Here is an 18,408-nt window from a genome sequence, read left to right as displayed (position 1 = left end):
ATATTCATTATTTCATAGCTTTTTTTATTGAATTGTATAAACTCACAAAAAAGAAATTATAAAGAAAATCTTAATAAAAACTAAAATTTGTTCATTGTTTAAAGTGATTAGATTACTTAAAATGAGGTGAAAAGGGGTGATTATTATATGATAAAGTTTGAGAGGAAAAAGAATAATAATTTAACTATAGTAAATATATATAATTTCATAAGAAAAACGGTTTATCCAAGTGGAGAGTTCGTTGAGGATGATTTTCAAACAGTAGTTCAAGAAATTGAATTAATAAAGCAATATGGTTTTCCAGCAACATATGCATTAAAACATGATGCTTTAATGGACGAAAGGTTTGTAAACCTTATAAAAGATTCTATAGATGAATATGATGAAGTTGGAGCATGGTGGGAAATAACAGAGGAATTAGCGAATAAAGCAGGAGTAATCTGGAAGGGAGAAACTCCTATTGATGATCACGTTGATAAAGGATATTCACTAGGATATAGTCCAGAGGATAGAATTAAAATGGTCGATGCTTATATGAAAGATTTTAAAGATATATTCGGGTATTATCCTAAGACAGTAGGTTCTTGGGTTATAGATATAAGAACTTTAAATTATTTAAAGGAGAAATATGGGGTGATAGGAGGAGCTATTTGTAGAGATCAAATAGGAACTGATGGTTTTACTCTTTGGGGTGGATATTTTAATCAAGCTTATTATCCGAGTAAATTAAATGAATATATTCCAGCTCAAAACAAGGAAATGCAATTAGATTTACCTTTATTTAGGCTTTTAGGACCAGATCCAATATATAATTTTGAAGAAGGATTACGCCAAGAATTAAAAGGAGTTCATACATTAGAGCCAGCGTGGATAATTGGACAAAGTAAAGAGTGGGTAGATTGGTTTTTTGAGTGTTTAACTGATGAAGAAGTTTTAGGTTTTTCTTATGCTCAAGTAGGACAAGAGAATACATTCTTATGGAATACCATGTATAAGGGGTATGAAGTTCAAATAGAACAAATTTTAAAATTAGAAAAGGAGAAGAAAGTTAGGGTTGAAACTTTGGTGGAAAGTGCCCTTTGGTATAAGAAAAAATACAGGTTAACACCTCCAACTACATTTGGAGCTAAAAAGGACTGGAATACTTATAATATGAAAACTTTATGGTATAACAGTAGATTTTATAGAAGTAGTTTTTTATTTGAAAACAATGTTTTAAGCATAAGGGATATACATTTATTCAATGAGAACTATAAATCTAGATATTATGAGAATTCACTAAATAGTAATGAAAGTATATTTGATGCTTTGCCTTTAATGAGACCACATTATTGGAAAAATGAAATAGATGAAAGACCTGAAATAAGTTTTGTTAAAGCAAAAAGAATTGGTGTATATGAAAAAGTGGAAGGGAAATATTTAAACTTTAAGTCCATGGGAGAGGCAGAATGTGAAATTTTATGGCAGATTCATGAAGATGAGGAGATAAGAATACTTTGTAAAGAAGATAAGATTAAGATTAATTTTAATGTGAAGTCTAATGAAAAATATATGGTTAGTTTAAATACTTTACCGGTTCTTAAGGAATTAAATTCAAATACAATTTTATGTGAACACAATAATTTTAAGTATAAAGTTTCTTTAATTAAGGGTGAGTTTACAATAGATGAGGATTCTAAAATATTGATAACTTCTGATCATGGTGAAGTTATTATTGACTTAAATACAACTAATAAAATAACTAAGGAAAAGGAGTTTTTTAATGATGAATATTTAAAAAATAGAGAGGAAATAGATGGATATATACCAGAATATAAGAGATATAATAAAACTAATAAAGTTAAGTTAAGAGCTTTTAGACCTATTGTAAATGTTGACACTTTATTAATGAATAAACCTTTCTCTCAGGAAATTCTTTTAGGAAAAAAGGATAAAAAAGGAGAGATTAGATATACATTAGATGGAAGTGAGCCAAATGAGAACTCTATCTTATATAAGGAGCCAATAGTTGTTGATGATAGAGCTTTTATAAAGGCAAAAGTTTTTAAAGAAGGATATAAGCCAAGCAATACAGTTGAAAGTAGAATATATGTTACTTTACCAATAGTTGATATTAAGGGATTAACAAATCCTACGAATCATTATATGTACAATAAAAATGGAGTTTATGATTTGATTGATGGACAAAAAGGAAGTTTACATTATACTGATGGAAGATGGCTTGGATATACTGAAGATATGGAGGTGATAGTTGACTTAGGAGAAATAAAAGATATTAAGGAGGTTATGGTAGGCTTTTTACAAGATACAAGGGCCTGGATTTATTATCCTAAGTTCGTAGAATTTTATTCTTCAATAGATGGAAGAGAATTTTCTCTTTTAAAAAGAGAAGAAAAAGATAGTAGTGAAAAGAGAGAAGAGGTTGGAAAAAAAGACATTGTGGCAAGTAAAGAGAGTAAAGCTAGATATATTAAGATATTTGCTAAAAATGAAGAGGTATGTCCACCATGGAGCATAATGCCGGGAGAAGGACCAACATTCATGTTTGTAGACCAAATTACTGTATTATAAAAGATATTTTAAATCAGATGGAAGACTTTTTCTAAATTCTTAACTAAAAAATATATATAAAAAACAAATTAAAATTATTTTGTATAAAATAATTTTATATATTTAGATTAAATATAATATGAATTATAATGTGTAAGAATAAATTTTTTGAGGTACACAGGGGGAAAAATGGACAAGAGAATTGACTTAACAGAAGGGAAAATAACAAGCAACCTTATAAAACTTTCAATACCAATTATGGCAACTTCTTTCATACAAATGGCTTATAGTATGGCTGATATGCTCTGGGTTGGTAGAATAGGAAGTAATGCTGTAGCAGCTGTTGGAACAGCTGGATTCTTTCCATGGCTTGGTATGGCTTTTGTAATGATTTCTAAAGTAGGAGCCGAGATTAAAGTTGCACAGAGTTTAGGAAGACATGATATTGAAAGTACAAAGGATTATATAAAGAGTGCATTTCAAATTAATATTATACTAGCTATTTTGTATTCAATAATACTGCTTTTATTTAATAGTGAATTAATAGGATTTTTTAATTTAGGTGATACAGAGGTTATAAATATGGCTGAGACCTATTTGATTGCTGTTGCTTTAGGAATGATATTTAATTTTTTAAATCCTGTATTCACAGCGGTATTTACAGGTTCAGGAGACAGTAGAACTCCTTTTATTGCAAATACAATAGGGTTAATATTTAATATAGTATTTGATCCAGTATTAATATTTGGAATAGGAATATTCCCAGAAATGGGTGTTTTAGGTGCAGCTCTTGCAACTGTCATAGCACAGGCTATAGTTACACTTAGTTTCTTATATATAATGATAAAGAGTAAGGCTGAATATTTAAAAATAAATTTATTTAGTGGAATAAATATAAATTGTATGAAAACACTAGTTCATATTGGATTACCGGCAGCTCTTCAAAGTGGATTATTTACTGTTTTTTCAATGTTTATAGGAAAAATAGTAGCTGTCTTTGGGCCTGTTCCTATAGCGGTTCAAAAAGTAGGATCACAGGTTGAAGCGATTGCTTGGATGACAGCAGGAGGAATCTCTACTGCTTTAAGTAGTTTTGTAGGTCAAAACTATGGAGCAGGCAAGTTAAAGAGAATAACAAAAGGGTTTAATATAACCATGGTGATTTCTCTTGTAGTAGGAGTTTTTGCTTCAGCTATATTAATTTTCTTTGGAGAAGAGATTTTTAGAATATTTATACCAGAGGCACAGGCTATAGAACAGGGAACTGTTTATTTAAGAATACTTGGCTATTGTCAGATTCTTGTTTGTGTGGAAATAACAACAACAGGAGCCTTTAATGGATTAGGAAGAACATATATACCTTCAATAATTAGTATATTGCTAACTGGGGCGAGAATACCAATGGCTTATATTTTGTGTAAACCAGAATTCTTAGGTTTAGATGGAATTTGGTGGGCTATAACCATAACTGGAGCTTTAAAGGGAGTAGTGGTATATGCTATATATAGATATCTTTATAAGAAGAATAAACTTTTTAAAGTCTATAAAGATGATAATGAATTAGAGCATATAAGTATGTAGTTTTAAAGCTTGATAAATTTAAAGTGGTATCAAAAGAGTGATTAAGATTAAAACTATTCTAAACCATAATTAAAGATTAAAAGAAAAGTCTATAAGTAAGATATTTTTAATATCTACTTATAGACTTTTTGTTTATTATAATTATTAAATTCATTTTATAATTTTTTTCTGTTTAAAAGTAATGCAAATATAAGAACTATTACAGATGTTAAAGCTATGGTTCCTCCTGGAGCTAAATCAAATAGAGAAGCTAAGATTAAACCACTTAAAACATCTATAACTCCTATTATCATTGATATAATAAGAGATTTAGTAAAGCCTTTTTTAAATTGCATTGCTGTTGCAGCTGGTATAACGATTATTGAAGAGATAACTAATATTCCCATAACTCTAATTGAAACAGAAATAGTAGCTCCTACTATAATTGTAAAAATATAATTTATAAGTTTAGTGTTTATTCCGGCAACTTTAGCTCCTTCTTCATCAAAGGTAGTATAAACTAGCTTGTTATATAATGAAAATATACCTATGAAGCAAAGTAAGGAAACTAAGGCTATAATTATTAAGTCAGTTCTTGAGACAGTTAGTATGCTTCCAAATAAAAATGAGTTAACTGTTGTACTAGACTTACCGCTACTAACTAATATTAAGGCCAAACCTAAACTAAAAGTAAGTATAATAGACATAGATAATTCTGCATATTTCTTATAATAATTTCTTAACACTTCTATAAGTAATGCACAAATAGTAGTGAATACAAAGGCTGTTAAAAGAGGGTTAACGCCAAATACTAATCCAATTGCAACTCCAGCAAAGGATGAGTGAGAAAGAGTATCCCCTATCATTGAATATCTCTTTAAGACAAGAAAAAGTCCTATGCATGGGCATAGAAGAGATATTATAAATCCAGCCATAAATGCATTACGCATAAATTCAAATTGAAACATATTTTGTATAATAGACATGTTTTAAAGAGCCCTTTCTATATAAATTCATTATTCATTTTATTAAGTTTTTTTATATATTCATCAGTTTTAAATAAAGTAGCATGTGCATTTTTTAATTCAAGAATATATGATGAATATTTAAGAGATTTTCTTATATTGTGTTCGACGCATATAATAGTCATTTTTTTCTCTTTGTTTAATTTATAAATAAGTTCATATATATCTTTTTGAGTTTTTTCATCTATTCCTGTAGATGGTTCATCTAGTATTAATATATCTGGATGACCAATTAAAGCTCTTGCTATAAAAACCCTTTGCTGTTGACCACCAGAAAGAGAACCTATTAATCTATTTTTAAAATCTAGCATATTAACAGCTGAAAGAACTCTGTCTATTTCGCCTTTGTCTTTTATTTTTAGAGTTTTTAAATGTATTTTTAATATTTCATAAACTGTGATAGAAAATTGAGAGTTGAAGTTATCAACTTTTTGAGGAACATACCCAACACTATTTAAATTTATTTCAATATTCCCTTTAATAGGTTTTAAATATCCTAAAAGAAGCTTTAAAAGAGTAGTTTTAGAACTTCCATTTTCTCCTACTATTGAAATAAACTCATTTTTAGGCAAAGATAAGTTTATATCATCAAGTTGATAGGGCTTTTTACCACTATAGGAAAAGGAAAGATTATTTATTTTTATCAAATTGTATCACTCCTAGTATAATTCTAAATAAATTATACATTGATTTTGAGGTAAGTGCAAATAATTTGCATTTTAAGTTAGCCTCTCAATTCTCTTTAAATTCCAAATAGAATTTTTGTTTTTTTCAAAGTATGCATTGCAAGAAATTGATTTACGAGGCTTTTCATAGCTTAGTCCATTAATTTGCACAACAGCTATATCTTCATCTAAAAAGGATAGTTCGAAGTTTTCAATTCTTAAAAGACTATTTTCCATATTTCCTTTGGTGGTTAAATGTTCAGTAGCGAAGTATAAATCTTTACACTTTTGTTTAACATAAATTTTATTAATAATAAAAGCACTTGAAAATATAATTATAAAAAATAAAGATATTGCTAAAATTATGCGTCTAAGTAAAAATTTATTCAAAAAAATCACCTCTATTTATAATGATATATAGAAGTATATTACCATAATTTTACAAATGTATAAAGAGTAGAAATGTTACATTATTTATATATGTTATATATACACTTGAAAATATAAAAAGAAAATTTATAATTAGTATATATGACAAAACAGGAAAGGATGAGATAGTATGGATTTTTCTTCATTAGTTATAATGGAAAAAGATAAAGAAAGTGGAGCTATAAAAGGAGAATTAGGAAGTTATTCCGTTGGAGATGGAACTAATTATGTTAAAAAATTATATTGCATAGATGGAGATGTAAGTCTATTTTTTGATACTGATAAAGATGTTGAAGAATGGGAATTTTCAGCAATATATGATTTGTTTAATGTGGAGGCTCTTACTTCATTAGGATATATAGTAGAAGAGTTTGATGAAGAATATAATCCAACTTGGGTGGTTAAATTTAAGTTTGATGATGAACATGAGGAAATGAGAGCAGTTTTAAATGAGGTTTGCTCAATCATAAATGAACATATGAATAAGGTGTTTGAGGATATAAAGGGTAAAGAAGAAGATTATAAATAATAGTTGAAAGGAGAATTATAATGAGTGAGGTTAAAAAGCTTAGAAGAAGAGAGGAAATTCCAGAAAGTGATAAGTGGAGAATTGATAAAATTTATGAAACTCCAACTCTTTGGAATGAGGAATTAAATCAATTAAAAAATGAAGCTCCAAGATTAAAAGAATTTGAGGGCAAACTTGGAAATAAAGAAGACTTAAAAGCGTTTCTTGCATTAAATGAAGAATTAAGTAGGAAGCTTGGAAAGTTATATGTTTATGCACATATGAGAAGCCATGAGGATACATCTAACTCTGAAATGCAGACTCTAGTAAATAAAATAGATCCATATTCAGCAGAATTTTCAAGTTATACTGCTTATTTTGTTCCAGAAATACTAAGTTTAAAAGAAGGAACAATTGAAGGCTTCATAAAGGAAGATAAAGATTTAGAGAAATATAAAATATATTTTGAAATGATATTAAAGGAAAAACCACATATATTATCAAAAGAGGTAGAGGCAGTTTTAGCATCAGTTTCAGATTGTTTAGGAGCAGCAGAAAGTATATATTCAATGCTTACCAATTCGGATATAACTTTTGGAGAAATAACTGATGAAAATGGTGCTAAAGTAGAATTAAGTGAAGGTAACTATAGTTCTTTTATAAAGAGTAAAAATAGAAGAGTAAGAGAAGATGCATTTAAACTTTTATTTGGAACATATAAAAAATATGAAAATACATTAGCAACAAGTTTAGCTAGTTCCATAAAGAATTTTGTTTTTGAAAGCAAAACAAGAAAATATAATAGTTCTTTAGAAGCTTCTTTAAAGCCTAACAATATTCCAGTAGAGGTATATTATAATGCTTTAAAAACAGTGGATGAAAATATTGAGGCTCTTCATAGATATGTTGGAATAAAGAAGAAACTACTTAATTTAGATGAAATGCATATGTATGATTTATATGTTCCAGTTATAGAATCTGAAAAAGAAAATTTAGAATATAAGGATGCTATAAATTTAGTTGAGGAAGGATTAAAGCCTTTAGGAAAAGAATATTTAGATATATTCAATGAAGGAATAAATGAAGGATGGATAGATGTATATGAAAACAAAGGTAAGAGAAGTGGAGCTTACTCATGGGGAACATACGATACGATGCCATATGTTCTTTTAAACTATAATTATGAGTTAAATGATGCTTCAACTTTAGCTCATGAAATGGGGCATTCAATTCATTCTTACTATACTAGAAAAACACAACCTTATATATATGGGGATTATAGCCTTTTCTGTGCAGAGGTTGCCTCAACAACAAATGAAATATTACTTATACATCATTTAATAGAAAATGAAAAGGATAAGAATAAAAAATTATACCTAATAAATCAAGAGTTAGAGCAAATAAGAACAACTGTATTTAGACAATTAATGTTTGCAGATTTTGAACTTAAGACTCATGAAGCTATTGAAAATGGAGAATCTCTTACTTCAGAAGACTTATGCAAAATGTGGAAAGATATAAATGTGAAATATTTTGGAGAAGATATGATTGTAGATGAAGAAATTTCTATAGAATGGGCTAGAATACCTCACTTTTATTCTGATTTCTATGTATATCAATATGCCACAGGATATGCAGCAGCAGCATCCTTTGCAAATTCAATACTTACAGAAGGAGAAGAAGCTGTTGAAAAATATAAGAGTTTCTTAAAAGCTGGAGGATCAATGTATCCTATAGATACATTGAAAATGGCAGGAGTAGATATGACAACTTCTAAACCTCTTAAAGATACTTTAGATAGATTTAATGAACTTTTAGATATGTTAGAAGAAATAATTTAGAAAATGAGGAGAGGCTATGAGTAGATTTGAGCAAGATTATTTCAATTTACTAATAAATAATTATGGTTTTTATGTAGAAAATCTAAAAGGAGAAAATAATAAAGAATTATGGATAGCTATAAAAACTGTTAATAATGAAGGAAAGTATGCTGTTATAATATCTAAGTCTTATGAAGAAGATGAGAATTTTAAAATAGCAGAAGATTATTTAAAGAGTTTAGATAAACCTTATTCTCTTCATAATATAATTCTTTATAAAAACTATAATAGTGCTGAAGGAGAGGAAGATGATTTTTCTATAGATAAGAATTGTCATAGAATAATTGTTGATGCTCAAAAAAAGGAAGTTTTAAAAAGTGATAGAAGCTCTGAGCCTCTAGTTAAAATATTAGAATTTTTATTAAAGAAGAAAGAAGAACCTAAAATTCCGTGGTATAAGAAAATAAGATGTGGAAAAGTAACAAGTATTTTAATTGGTTTAAATATCTTAGCTTTTTTAATTTGTCTTATTGTAGCTACTGTTTTAGGAGATGGCTTTTTCAAGAATTTGTTAAGTGTAAATCCACAAATTCTATACTGGATGGGTGCTAAGCATAATAATGCAATACTTCTACAAGGACAGTATTACAGATTAATAACATCTATGTTCTTACATGCTGGAATAATTCATCTTTTATTTAATATGTATGCTTTATATATATTAGGTGACTTCATAGAACGAGTGTATGGAGCAAAAAAATACTTAGTTATTTATTTTGTATCAGGAATATTAGCTAGTATATTTAGCTTATATTTCTCTCCAGTTATGGGAGTTGGAGCTTCAGGAGCAATATTTGGACTTTTAGGCGCTGCCCTAGTTTTTGCTTTTTATGAAAAAGATAGAATTGGTAAGGGATTAGTAACCAATATAATAATTATTATATTATTAAATGTATTTATTGGTTTATCAATGAATGGCATAGATATATCAGCTCATTTTGGTGGATTTATAGGTGGAGCTATATTAGGTCTTTTCTTCCATAATTATAAAGTAATAAAAAATAAATAAAAATACAAAATCCTCTGTGAGTAAAACAGAGGATTTTTTGTATATAATATTTGGTTTGGAGTAATTAAAGTTTCTAATACATTAACTAGAAACAATTATTATTAGACAGTGTTAAAAAAATAAGTCTAATTAATTCTATAAGTTTTACCAAGGTAAGTTATGGGGAAAAGTACAGTATATTAGTAAGTGGAATCTATTGGATAATTTACCTTTAAAATTAGAAGTAAATAAGATATACTAAAAGATGGTTAAATATTAAGTAGATAGGGAGAGAAGTATTTTGCAAATTTCAAATATAGACATAAAATTAAGTGCAGATGATTTAATGAGTTTTATTAATGATTTTGTAAAAATAGAAGGATTAGAAATAAAGAGTTTAAAAATAAATAATAAAATAGAAGTGGAAGGTGTATTTAAAAAGATTCTTGCACTGGGATTTAAGGCAACAATAGATGTTCTAGGCTTAGAAGGAGATAACTTAGTTATTGAATTTTCTAAGGCTAAACTTATGAGTGTTGGAATTTTAAAGCCTTTTAGAAAGATAGGGCTTAAAATAGCTTTAAAAGGTTTTAAAAATCAAGGAATACTAGTAAAACAGGATAAAATACTTATAAGTTATAAAACAATACTAGATAAGATACCTTTTTTAAATTTAAACTTTAAAGACTTAAAAATTCAAGAAAATACTTTAAATGTAAACTTAGAAAAGATAGATGTTGAGCTTTCAAAAGTAAAAGAACCAGCATTAGAAATTGAAGTAAGAGAAGAAATTGAGCATGAAGAAAAAAATGATGACTATATTATGAGTATAGATGTACAAAAGGTTGAGGATATGTACACAAGTAGTAGAGAATATGTAGTTGAACATATTCCAGAAAAAGCTCAGGCTTATAAGGATTACATAATGTTTATACCAGATATAGTAGCTTTAATATTTAGACTTTTAAAAGATAGTAGAGTTCCAATTAAAACTAAAGCTGTAGTAGGTGCTTCTCTAGCTTATGTAAGCTGTCCTTTTGATATATTACCAGATAAAATACCTTTTATAGGAGCGTTAGATGACATAAGTGTTGTATTTTTTGCTTTAAATAGAATAATAAATGATGTAGATATAGATATTATTTTAGAGAACTGGCAAGGTAAAAATGAATTTGTGGTTATTTTAAGAAAAACTGTAGATTTCTTTAGTGGATTTACAGGAGCAAATAACTTAGATAATATATATGAAGTCATAGATTTAATAAGTAATTAGAAGGAGTAAAATAATGGCTAAAAAATATTATGCTATAGCAAAAGGAAAATCAGGAGTTCCTAAGATTGTTGAAACATGGCCTGAATGTCAAAAAGAGGTTATAGGATGTAAGGGAGCTAAATATAAAAGTTTCACTTCAATAGAAGAGGCAGAAAATTTTATTTCTCTTCACACAAATAGTGGGATTTCTTTAGAAGTTAAGGGAAATGAAGAGAAAGTTAATGATGATTCCATTTATATCTATGTAGATGGTAGTTTCATGGTTCATAAGGAAAATTACTCTTATGGATTTTTAGTTGTAAAAAACAATGAGGTTTTATTTAAGGATAATGGTGTTGGACATGATAAAGAAGCGATAGCTTTAAGAAATGTATCAGGTGAAGTTGAAGGTGCTATGAAAGCAACAGAGTATGCCGTAAAAAATGGATATAAAGAAATAATACTTTGTTATGATTACCAAGGAATAGAGAGCTGGGCTTTAGGTACTTGGAAAAGAAACAATAGAATAACTCAAAATTATCATGAATTTATGCAAGAAAAATTTAAAGTTATAAATATTAAATTTAAAAAAATAAAAGGACATAGTGGAAATAAATTCAATGATATGGCAGATATACTTGCTAAAAAAGCATTAGAAAGTATTTAGTGCTATGAATTACCTCTAATAAAAAACTTTGATTTAGCCAAACTAAACATGAAGTCATTATTATAAAGAGGTGATTGTTATGGCAAATAGATTGATGACTACTTTAGCCGTAGGTGCTATTGGAGCAGCAGTTGGTATGATGGTAACTCCAAACTTAGACAGAAGAACTCAAAGAGCTATTAAAAAAGCTTCAAGAAGAATGATGAATGTAGCCGGAGAATCTATGGAATGGATGAAATAATACAAAAAAAGCAGCTTAATAGCTGCTTTTTTTGTATATTTATAGAAATTTTTTTATTATGTAGAGAAATTTTTAATTATAATATATAATAATTTTAAAGAATATGTATATATATTTAGAAATTAGGAATAGAAATTGTAAATATTTAAATAGGCTATTAAAAATGTTAAAAAATATACAAAGGTATATAGATTTTTACAAAAATACTGAATAATTGACATAAAAACCTAAATTTGTGTTATAATTTAATTAGTTATGGATGTTAAAAAAATAACAGTAAGAGGATGATTTAAGCTATGGAAATATTATCATTGGGAGAAAAAATTAAAAGAAGAAGAAAAGAATTAAATATGACTCTTAAGGAATTAGCAGGGGAAAGAATAACACCAGGACAGATAAGTTTGGTAGAGTCAGGAAGGTCAAATCCTTCAATGGATCTTTTAGAGTATATTGCAATTACACTAAACACTTCTGTTGAATATTTAATGGAAACAGAAAAAACACAGGCAGAAAAAATATGTTTATATTATGAACAAATAGCAGAGGGTGCTATTTTAAATGATGATATAAAAAAGGGTGAGAAATTTATAGAATATGCAATCTATTATGCTGATAAATATGATTTAGTATATAGAAAGGCAAAGAACTTAGCCTTAAAGGCTGAGATGTATTTAAAAAACGAAGAATACGTTTTAGCACAGCAGTATTTTTTATCTGCAAATATGCTGTTTTTACAAATAAATAGTAATATAGATATGGTGAAGACATATTTAAATATAGCAAAAATAAGCTTGCATTCAAAGGCATACTATTCAGCTAATTCATACTTAAGAGAGGCTGAAAAGATATATGTAACTAATAAATTAACTGAAGATTTGCTTTTAGGTGAAATATATTACTTAATTTCAAAAACTTATTTCTTTATTGAGAACTTACCTAAGGCAATAAATTTTGCATTTCTAGCAAAAAGCGAATTTGAAAAAGTTTACAATAAAAAGGCCTATGCTAAGAGCTTAGAGTTATTAGCAGAAGAGCATGCTAAAGTTGGAGACTTAGAAAGTGCTATAGCATATTCAAAACAAAGTCTTAACGTTTATAAGGAATTAGAACAATTAGATAAGATAAGTTCTATAGAAGATTCTTTAGGAAAACTATTCTTTGAGTTTGACAATATAGAAGAATCTTTTGAACATTATAATAGAGCAATGAAAATAAGAGAAGAAAACACTGACTCTAAACTTTTAGATACTTTATTTAATTTATGTGAAAACCATATTAAAACAAAGAATATGACTAAGTGCATAGAGATTCTTAATGAAATAAAGAATAAGTTAAATATAAGTGATGTTAATAGGTTAATAGAATATAAGATTCTGACTTTTAGAATAGAAGTCTTACAAAACAATATAAAAGAGGCAGAAAATATTTTATTAGATACACTTGAAATTGCCAAAAGAAATGATATGAAAAAGAAAGAAGCTAACATATCCATAAGATTAGGTAAGTTTTATCTAGAGCTTAAGAGAGATTATGAAGCAGCTAAGTATTTAGATAAAGGTATAAATAACTTGAAAAATTTAGGTGTAATTAAAAGTTAAGGTATAGGTGAGAGTGATGGATTTTTTATCTACTGGTGAGAAAATAAAAAGAGCTAGAATATATAAAGGGTTAACATTAAAGCAACTTTGTGAAGAGGATATATCTATATCTAGAATGAGCTGTATAGAAAATGGAAAAGTAAAAGCAGATAGATGGGTCTTAGAACTAGTTGCTAAAAGATTAAATTTAGATTTAGAATATCTTTTATGTGATGATATAACTCAATTAAACAACTCAATTGAAAAATATGTTGGGAAGAAAATTTTAACAGAGAACGAATCAGATGAAATTAAGGAGTATTTAGAGTATTCTTTAAGCAAGGAATATGATGAAATCTCAGCAAAACTTATGCATATTTTATTTATGAATTATACAAACCTTAGGGATTTCAGAAAAGCAAAAGAATTATTAAATGAATATTCAAGCATATATGAAAGTAATAAAAGTAATAAAAGAGTATATTATGAAGATTTAGCTTTATATTTTACTGTGAGAAAAAACTTTGCAGATGCAATAACATATTATAATATGCTTTTAGATTTTTTATTAAAAGATGGAATAGAAAAGAAGGATGAAATTTATATAAAAAATGCTACGGCTTTAGCTATATGTAATTATAGAGTAGGACAGATAGACAAAAGCAATGAAATATTGAGAGATATTTTCTCAATTGAAGGTATTGATATAAATAATAAATACTTAGGTGAGGCGCAAGGTGTCTTAGCCACTATAGCTTTACTAAATGAAAATATTGATGAGTTTGAAAAAAATTATAATCAATATAAAAATAAGGTTGATTGTAAAGCTTATAATTGGAAAAGAATAAATAGTCTTATTATAGATGCTTTCTTAAAGAATGGTAATTATGAAGAAGCACAAAAGTTTACTGAAGAGTCTATAAATAAGGTTGATAAAGAAGATAAAATAGGATATATAGAACTTCTATTATTTATAATAAATGTTTATAATGTAAATGGATGCATAGAAAGTGTAAAAGAATATTGTGAATTATCCTTAGAGTTAGCGATAAATAAGAACAATATGTTTTTTATAGAGAGAAGTTATTATTTTAAAGCCCAATTAAGTAGAAATGAGAAAAATGATATGCAATGGGAAATGTATATGAATTTAGCAACAGATCTTTTACTTAAGTTTGGTACATATGAAGAAAAGAGAGCGAGATATTTAGAAATGGCTGATCTTTACCATTACTTAGATGATACCAATGAAGCTTTAAAATATTTAAGCTTTGCTATAAAAGAAGTTGATAAATTATATTAATATAAAATTAAGGAGGGAGCTTATGGCTCTCTCCTTAATTTTATTTAAAGGCGCTGTTTTAAACTAGTGTTGATTTTTAGCTAGCTCTTCAGACTTAACTTACAGTTCTATCTAAAAATCAACATTTACGTAAAATAGAGTCTAAAATTTTATTCGAATAACAAAAAAGAACCTAGAAATTTAAATTCTAGATTCTTTTTCATATATATTTAACCTCTATAAAATAAGTCCATTGTTTGTTGTAAAAAACTTAATTTGCAATTAAAACAGTTTAAATTAATAGGTCTAAAAAATTTTTTTAGCCTTGCCATAAAAATACCTTCTTTCATATCTTCTCTTTTCTATAGTTATATTATATACCTAATTCCTTAATAAAATAATTTGCATGTATGTCTTAAAAGATGTACAAATGTAAGGAAAGTTTTTCAGGAAAATATTTGAAAAAGGCAAAAAAGTACTCTTTTTACATGTTTATTATACAAAATTAAACTTTTTTTAGTATAAATAATTCAGCACAATATCCTTGAAGAGTTGTCTGAATATTTAAAATTGTATTTTTTTTAGAATATTCAAATTCGATTTTAGGATAAGAAGCTTTAAATAATATGTCCTTCTCTTCTTTTCTTAATCTTTTAGGTTTTCCCATTGATAGCCAATAGTTGAAAGAGGAACCAAAATTTTCACCTATTGTGTATTTGGTTATTCTGACATCACTATCTAAATCAAGTAAGTTTAAAGAAATCTTCTTATCTACTAAATCTTTAACTCCTCTTAGTTTTGTAAAGTCTTTAAAGTCTATTAGAGAATCAATTTCGTCATTATATGTGTATATAAGAAGTTGATACTCATCTTCAGATTGAGTTAGTATATAGCCATCACCTTTATAAAGAAGGGTATCTCCAAGTTTACTTAGGAAATAATAAGCATAATAAGCAGGCTTTTTTATTCCTTTATCATTAACCATAGCTGGATAACCGAAAAAAACTTCATTTGTAATATCGATTTGTCTATCCAAGGCATCAAAGGCCTTTATAAAGTTTAATTTGCTTCCAGAATTAACAGTGTTATGGATTATAAATGGAAGCATATAGGCTGTATCATATATTAAATCTATTTTATTATTAGGTGTATATAAAGTATCTACTAAAGTCAAATCTTTAGAATCAAAAAGTTCTATTAAGGATTTCTTTAATTCTTCATCAAAGGTGGAGGTTAATTGGAATTTTAAATCTGTTAATTCAAAACTTTCTACCTCGCTGAAAAAGTCTATGAATGAATTTATAATATCTAAGAAGTTTTCTTTAGAATATCCAGTATGATCTAAAACAATCAAAGGTATTAAATCTAAAGAAGATATATACTCAAAAATATCGAAGGTTCTAGTCCAGTTGAAAAATTTTGATCCAGGGAATATCCCCATATCTGATGAAAATACATGAAGAAGTCTTATATAGTTGTATCCGATTTGTTCTTGCAGATCTTCAACAATATCTTGGTTATCTTCTAAAAGTAAGTCAAAGGCATCTCCAACATTAAGAACTTCCTTAAAGTATTTATTAAATTCAGTGCCTTCAGTGTTCATATTAAAAGTAAGTTTATGAATTTTATCTTCATAGTTGAATCTAGGATAATCATCTAAATAGTAAGAAAGTTCATCAAGACTTTCTTCTAAAGGATAATAAGTTACTTCTTTTTGCTTATTATATTCCTCTTCACTTATTTTATGTTTTTTTCTAAATTGTAAAGGGGTACAATTATAATAAGCTTTAAAATGTTTATTAAAATAACGAGTGTGTGAAAATCCTATTTCATAAGAGATTTCAGAAAGTGATTTATCACTATCTAAAAGAAGTTTTACTGATTCTTCAATTCTTGTTAAATTTAATAAGTCTGTAAAACTCAAGCCAGTTGCATATTTAATTTCATGGGAAAGATAATGGGTACTAAGAAATTCTGTATTAGCAATGTCTTTTAAAGTTATATTTTTATTATAATTATTGTATATATACTTAGAAATTCTATGATATCTTTCTAATAACATGTTATTTTCATGTATTTCATCATTATCATATAAAAGATAATGAAAATTATTTAAAAGATGAAATAAAAGTTCCACTAAAGACTTTTCGATATATTTATCATAATCATCTACTTTTTGAGCTTCTTCACATAAAATAATTGATAAAAACACTCTAAGTTTATCATAGGATTCATCACTTTGAGCACCTTCATCAGAGGTGTTTGTATAAAAGAACATATTTTCTATATCACTATAGTATTTTTCAAAAAAGTGAGGATCTATTTTAAATATTAAAACTCTATTATCTTCATTAGAGTAAATCCTGTGAGTTTGTTCTGTATTTACTATTTCAATTTCATCTTCTAGTATTTCATAACTGTCAGTATCTATATCTACTTGGATACTACCTTTAAGTACATACAGTATTTCGATTGCATCATGCCAATGCAAGGGATAGTTTTTTATGTTTGCATAAGATATTGTTACTGGGATGTCTGAAGGGTAGTTCACATATTCTTTTCTCACTTAAAAAACTCCTTTATATAATAAGTTGAGACTAAGAGATTAGAAAAAATGTTAAGTTCTAAAAATCTAGTCTTATTTATATGATTCTAAATAATTTTTTAATTATTATTGAAAAAATTAGAAATTACTTAGTAAATTTTAGATAAAATTATTTATAGTACTATTATATCTCAATAAAAAATAAAAATAAAATTTTGTTAAATAATGTTATGTTTTCAGTTGATAAAAGCATAGGTATGATTTAATATAAAAAGTGGTGATTACTTTGAATTATGTTTATATATTAAAATGCAAAGATGATTCTTTATATACAGGATGGACTAACAATCTAAAAAAAAGAATTAATGCACATAATAATGGTTGTGGAGCAAAATATACTAGAGGAAGAGGGCCTGTGAAGCTTATGTATTTTGAGGTTTTTGAAGATAAAAGAGAGGCTCAAAGTAGAGAGTATTATATAAAGAGGTTAACAAAAAAACAAAAATTGAATCTTATAAATAGTAAGGATATTGAGGAGGATACTTATGAAAAAGAAATTGACTTATGATATTTATTTTGAAATTATATTTTATATCTTACTTGTAGCATATTTAATATATGGAATAATAAATAAAGATATGATCTTATTATATTCAACAGTTTTAACAGCTATTACTTTAGCTTTACCTAGAGCTATATGTAAAATTGCTAAAATAAAATTATCTTCATTTTTAAATTTTATAATTGTAGGATTTATCTTTATTTCAATGTTTTTAGCTAAAGTAAATAACTTCTATGCTATACCACATTGGGATACATTTTTACATATATTATCTGGAATATTAACATTTATACTTGGATATTTGTTATTTTTATACCTTAATAACTATAAAACAGACAATGTAAACCCATTAGTAATAGTTGTATTTGCTCTTTTATTTGGAATAGCTTCTACAGCTGTATGGGAAATGTGGGAGTTCTTCACAGATCAAACTTTTGGATTAACAGCTCAAATAAGTTTGTTTGATACTATGAAAGATATAATAACAGGAAGTATATTCCCTATTGTTTTATCACCATTTTTAAATAGATTTTTAAAGGGTAAACCTAATAAGTTATTCCAAGATTTAACTGACTTTATGAGAAATAATAATAAAAGAAAATAAATTAAAGACTTTACTATTAATTTAGTAAAGTCTTTTTTTCTTTTATAAGATTAATATAAATATTGATTTATTA

The 18,408-nt window shown here is 26.8% G+C and carries 16 protein-coding genes; 12 read left to right on the top strand and 4 right to left on the bottom strand.

What is annotated here, in order from left to right; translation table 11 throughout:
- Nucleotides 1-147 precede the first annotated feature (147 nt).
- A complete protein-coding gene (locus AC2A4K_RS10525) occupies nucleotides 148-2,571 on the top strand; it encodes an FN3 associated domain-containing protein (protein WP_322502446.1) in 2,424 nt (807 codons plus the stop codon).
- 168 nt (nucleotides 2,572-2,739) lie between these two features.
- A complete protein-coding gene (locus AC2A4K_RS10520; RefSeq protein WP_322502445.1) occupies nucleotides 2,740-4,131 on the top strand; it encodes an MATE family efflux transporter in 1,392 nt (463 codons plus the stop codon).
- A gap of 155 nt (nucleotides 4,132-4,286) precedes the next feature.
- On the opposite strand, the gene AC2A4K_RS10515 is transcribed toward AC2A4K_RS10520, so the two are convergent.
- The 3 genes from AC2A4K_RS10515 to AC2A4K_RS10505 all read right to left on the bottom strand — a co-directional run bounded on the left by AC2A4K_RS10515 (nucleotide 4,287) and on the right by AC2A4K_RS10505 (nucleotide 6,199).
- Entirely contained in the window at nucleotides 4,287-5,096 is an 810-nt protein-coding gene (locus AC2A4K_RS10515; protein ID WP_322502444.1) for a metal ABC transporter permease, read from the bottom strand.
- Nucleotides 5,097-5,113: 17 nt separating this feature from the next.
- Nucleotides 5,114-5,782, bottom strand: a complete 669-nt coding sequence (locus AC2A4K_RS10510; protein ID WP_322502443.1) for a metal ABC transporter ATP-binding protein — start codon at nucleotides 5,780-5,782, stop codon at nucleotides 5,114-5,116.
- Between the two features lie 72 nt (nucleotides 5,783-5,854).
- On the bottom strand, nucleotides 5,855-6,199 hold the full coding sequence (locus AC2A4K_RS10505) for a hypothetical protein (protein WP_322502442.1): 345 nt from the start codon (nucleotides 6,197-6,199) through the stop codon (nucleotides 5,855-5,857).
- 160 nt (nucleotides 6,200-6,359) lie between these two features.
- Here AC2A4K_RS10505 and AC2A4K_RS10500 point away from each other — a divergent pair, with 160 nt between their 5' ends.
- The 8 genes from AC2A4K_RS10500 to AC2A4K_RS10465 all read left to right on the top strand — a co-directional run bounded on the left by AC2A4K_RS10500 (nucleotide 6,360) and on the right by AC2A4K_RS10465 (nucleotide 14,645).
- Complete coding sequence (locus AC2A4K_RS10500; protein ID WP_322502441.1) at nucleotides 6,360-6,758, top strand: DUF6762 family protein; 399 nt, start codon at nucleotides 6,360-6,362, stop codon at nucleotides 6,756-6,758.
- A gap of 20 nt (nucleotides 6,759-6,778) precedes the next feature.
- Complete coding sequence (pepF, locus tag AC2A4K_RS10495; protein ID WP_322502440.1) at nucleotides 6,779-8,578, top strand: oligoendopeptidase F; 1,800 nt, start codon at nucleotides 6,779-6,781, stop codon at nucleotides 8,576-8,578.
- A gap of 16 nt (nucleotides 8,579-8,594) precedes the next feature.
- Nucleotides 8,595-9,626: a rhomboid family intramembrane serine protease gene (locus tag AC2A4K_RS10490; RefSeq protein ID WP_322502439.1), complete on the top strand. Its 1,032-nt coding sequence runs from the start codon at nucleotides 8,595-8,597 to the stop codon at nucleotides 9,624-9,626.
- 280 nt (nucleotides 9,627-9,906) lie between these two features.
- On the top strand, nucleotides 9,907-10,878 hold the full coding sequence (locus tag AC2A4K_RS10485) for a YkvA family protein (protein ID WP_322502438.1): 972 nt from the start codon (nucleotides 9,907-9,909) through the stop codon (nucleotides 10,876-10,878).
- A 13-nt stretch (nucleotides 10,879-10,891) separates the two neighbouring features.
- On the top strand, nucleotides 10,892-11,524 hold the full coding sequence (locus AC2A4K_RS10480; protein ID WP_322502437.1) for a ribonuclease H family protein: 633 nt from the start codon (nucleotides 10,892-10,894) through the stop codon (nucleotides 11,522-11,524).
- 79 nt (nucleotides 11,525-11,603) lie between these two features.
- The gene (locus AC2A4K_RS10475; RefSeq protein WP_322502436.1) at nucleotides 11,604-11,765 is read left to right on the top strand and encodes a YtxH domain-containing protein; all 162 of its coding nucleotides are present in this window, start codon (nucleotides 11,604-11,606) and stop codon (nucleotides 11,763-11,765) included.
- 296 nt (nucleotides 11,766-12,061) lie between these two features.
- Nucleotides 12,062-13,363, top strand: coding sequence for a helix-turn-helix domain-containing protein (locus tag AC2A4K_RS10470; protein ID WP_322502435.1), 1,302 nt, complete (start codon nucleotides 12,062-12,064; stop codon nucleotides 13,361-13,363).
- A 16-nt stretch (nucleotides 13,364-13,379) separates the two neighbouring features.
- Nucleotides 13,380-14,645: a helix-turn-helix domain-containing protein gene (locus tag AC2A4K_RS10465; protein ID WP_322502434.1), complete on the top strand. Its 1,266-nt coding sequence runs from the start codon at nucleotides 13,380-13,382 to the stop codon at nucleotides 14,643-14,645.
- A gap of 484 nt (nucleotides 14,646-15,129) precedes the next feature.
- On the opposite strand, the gene AC2A4K_RS10460 is transcribed toward AC2A4K_RS10465, so the two are convergent.
- A complete protein-coding gene (locus AC2A4K_RS10460) occupies nucleotides 15,130-17,190 on the bottom strand; it encodes a helix-turn-helix domain-containing protein (protein WP_322502433.1) in 2,061 nt (686 codons plus the stop codon).
- Nucleotides 17,191-17,455: 265 nt separating this feature from the next.
- Between AC2A4K_RS10460 and AC2A4K_RS10455 the strand changes: the two genes are divergently transcribed.
- Nucleotides 17,456-17,737, top strand: coding sequence for a GIY-YIG nuclease family protein (locus AC2A4K_RS10455; protein WP_322502432.1), 282 nt, complete (start codon nucleotides 17,456-17,458; stop codon nucleotides 17,735-17,737).
- On the top strand, nucleotides 17,715-18,335 hold the full coding sequence (locus tag AC2A4K_RS10450; RefSeq protein WP_322502431.1) for a DUF2238 domain-containing protein: 621 nt from the start codon (nucleotides 17,715-17,717) through the stop codon (nucleotides 18,333-18,335). The genes AC2A4K_RS10455 and AC2A4K_RS10450 overlap by 23 nt, the downstream gene beginning before the upstream one ends.
- Nucleotides 18,336-18,408: the final 73 nt, after the last annotated feature.

The organism is Clostridium sp. LIBA-8841 (assembly GCF_057782475.1).
Note: the sequence above shows the minus strand (reverse complement) of the source record. Positions and strands in the feature narration are given on the sequence as shown.

Bases quoted from the DNA above. Each gene is read 5' to 3' on its own strand.
- AC2A4K_RS10480 (WP_322502437.1), top strand. From the start codon at position 10,892: ATGGCTAAAAAATATTATGCTATAGCAAAAGGAAAATCAGGAGTTCCT.
- AC2A4K_RS10500 (WP_322502441.1), top strand. From the start codon at position 6,360: ATGGATTTTTCTTCATTAGTTATAATGGAAAAAGATAAAGAAAGTGGA.
- AC2A4K_RS10520 (WP_322502445.1), top strand. From the start codon at position 2,740: ATGGACAAGAGAATTGACTTAACAGAAGGGAAAATAACAAGCAACCTT.
- AC2A4K_RS10475 (WP_322502436.1), top strand. From the start codon at position 11,604: ATGGCAAATAGATTGATGACTACTTTAGCCGTAGGTGCTATTGGAGCA.
- AC2A4K_RS10470 (WP_322502435.1), top strand. From the start codon at position 12,062: ATGGAAATATTATCATTGGGAGAAAAAATTAAAAGAAGAAGAAAAGAA.
- AC2A4K_RS10450 (WP_322502431.1), top strand. From the start codon at position 17,715: ATGAAAAAGAAATTGACTTATGATATTTATTTTGAAATTATATTTTAT.
- AC2A4K_RS10515 (WP_322502444.1), bottom strand. From the start codon at position 5,096: ATGTCTATTATACAAAATATGTTTCAATTTGAATTTATGCGTAATGCA.
- AC2A4K_RS10525 (WP_322502446.1), top strand. From the start codon at position 148: ATGATAAAGTTTGAGAGGAAAAAGAATAATAATTTAACTATAGTAAAT.
- AC2A4K_RS10490 (WP_322502439.1), top strand. From the start codon at position 8,595: ATGAGTAGATTTGAGCAAGATTATTTCAATTTACTAATAAATAATTAT.
- pepF (WP_322502440.1), top strand. From the start codon at position 6,779: ATGAGTGAGGTTAAAAAGCTTAGAAGAAGAGAGGAAATTCCAGAAAGT.
- AC2A4K_RS10465 (WP_322502434.1), top strand. From the start codon at position 13,380: ATGGATTTTTTATCTACTGGTGAGAAAATAAAAAGAGCTAGAATATAT.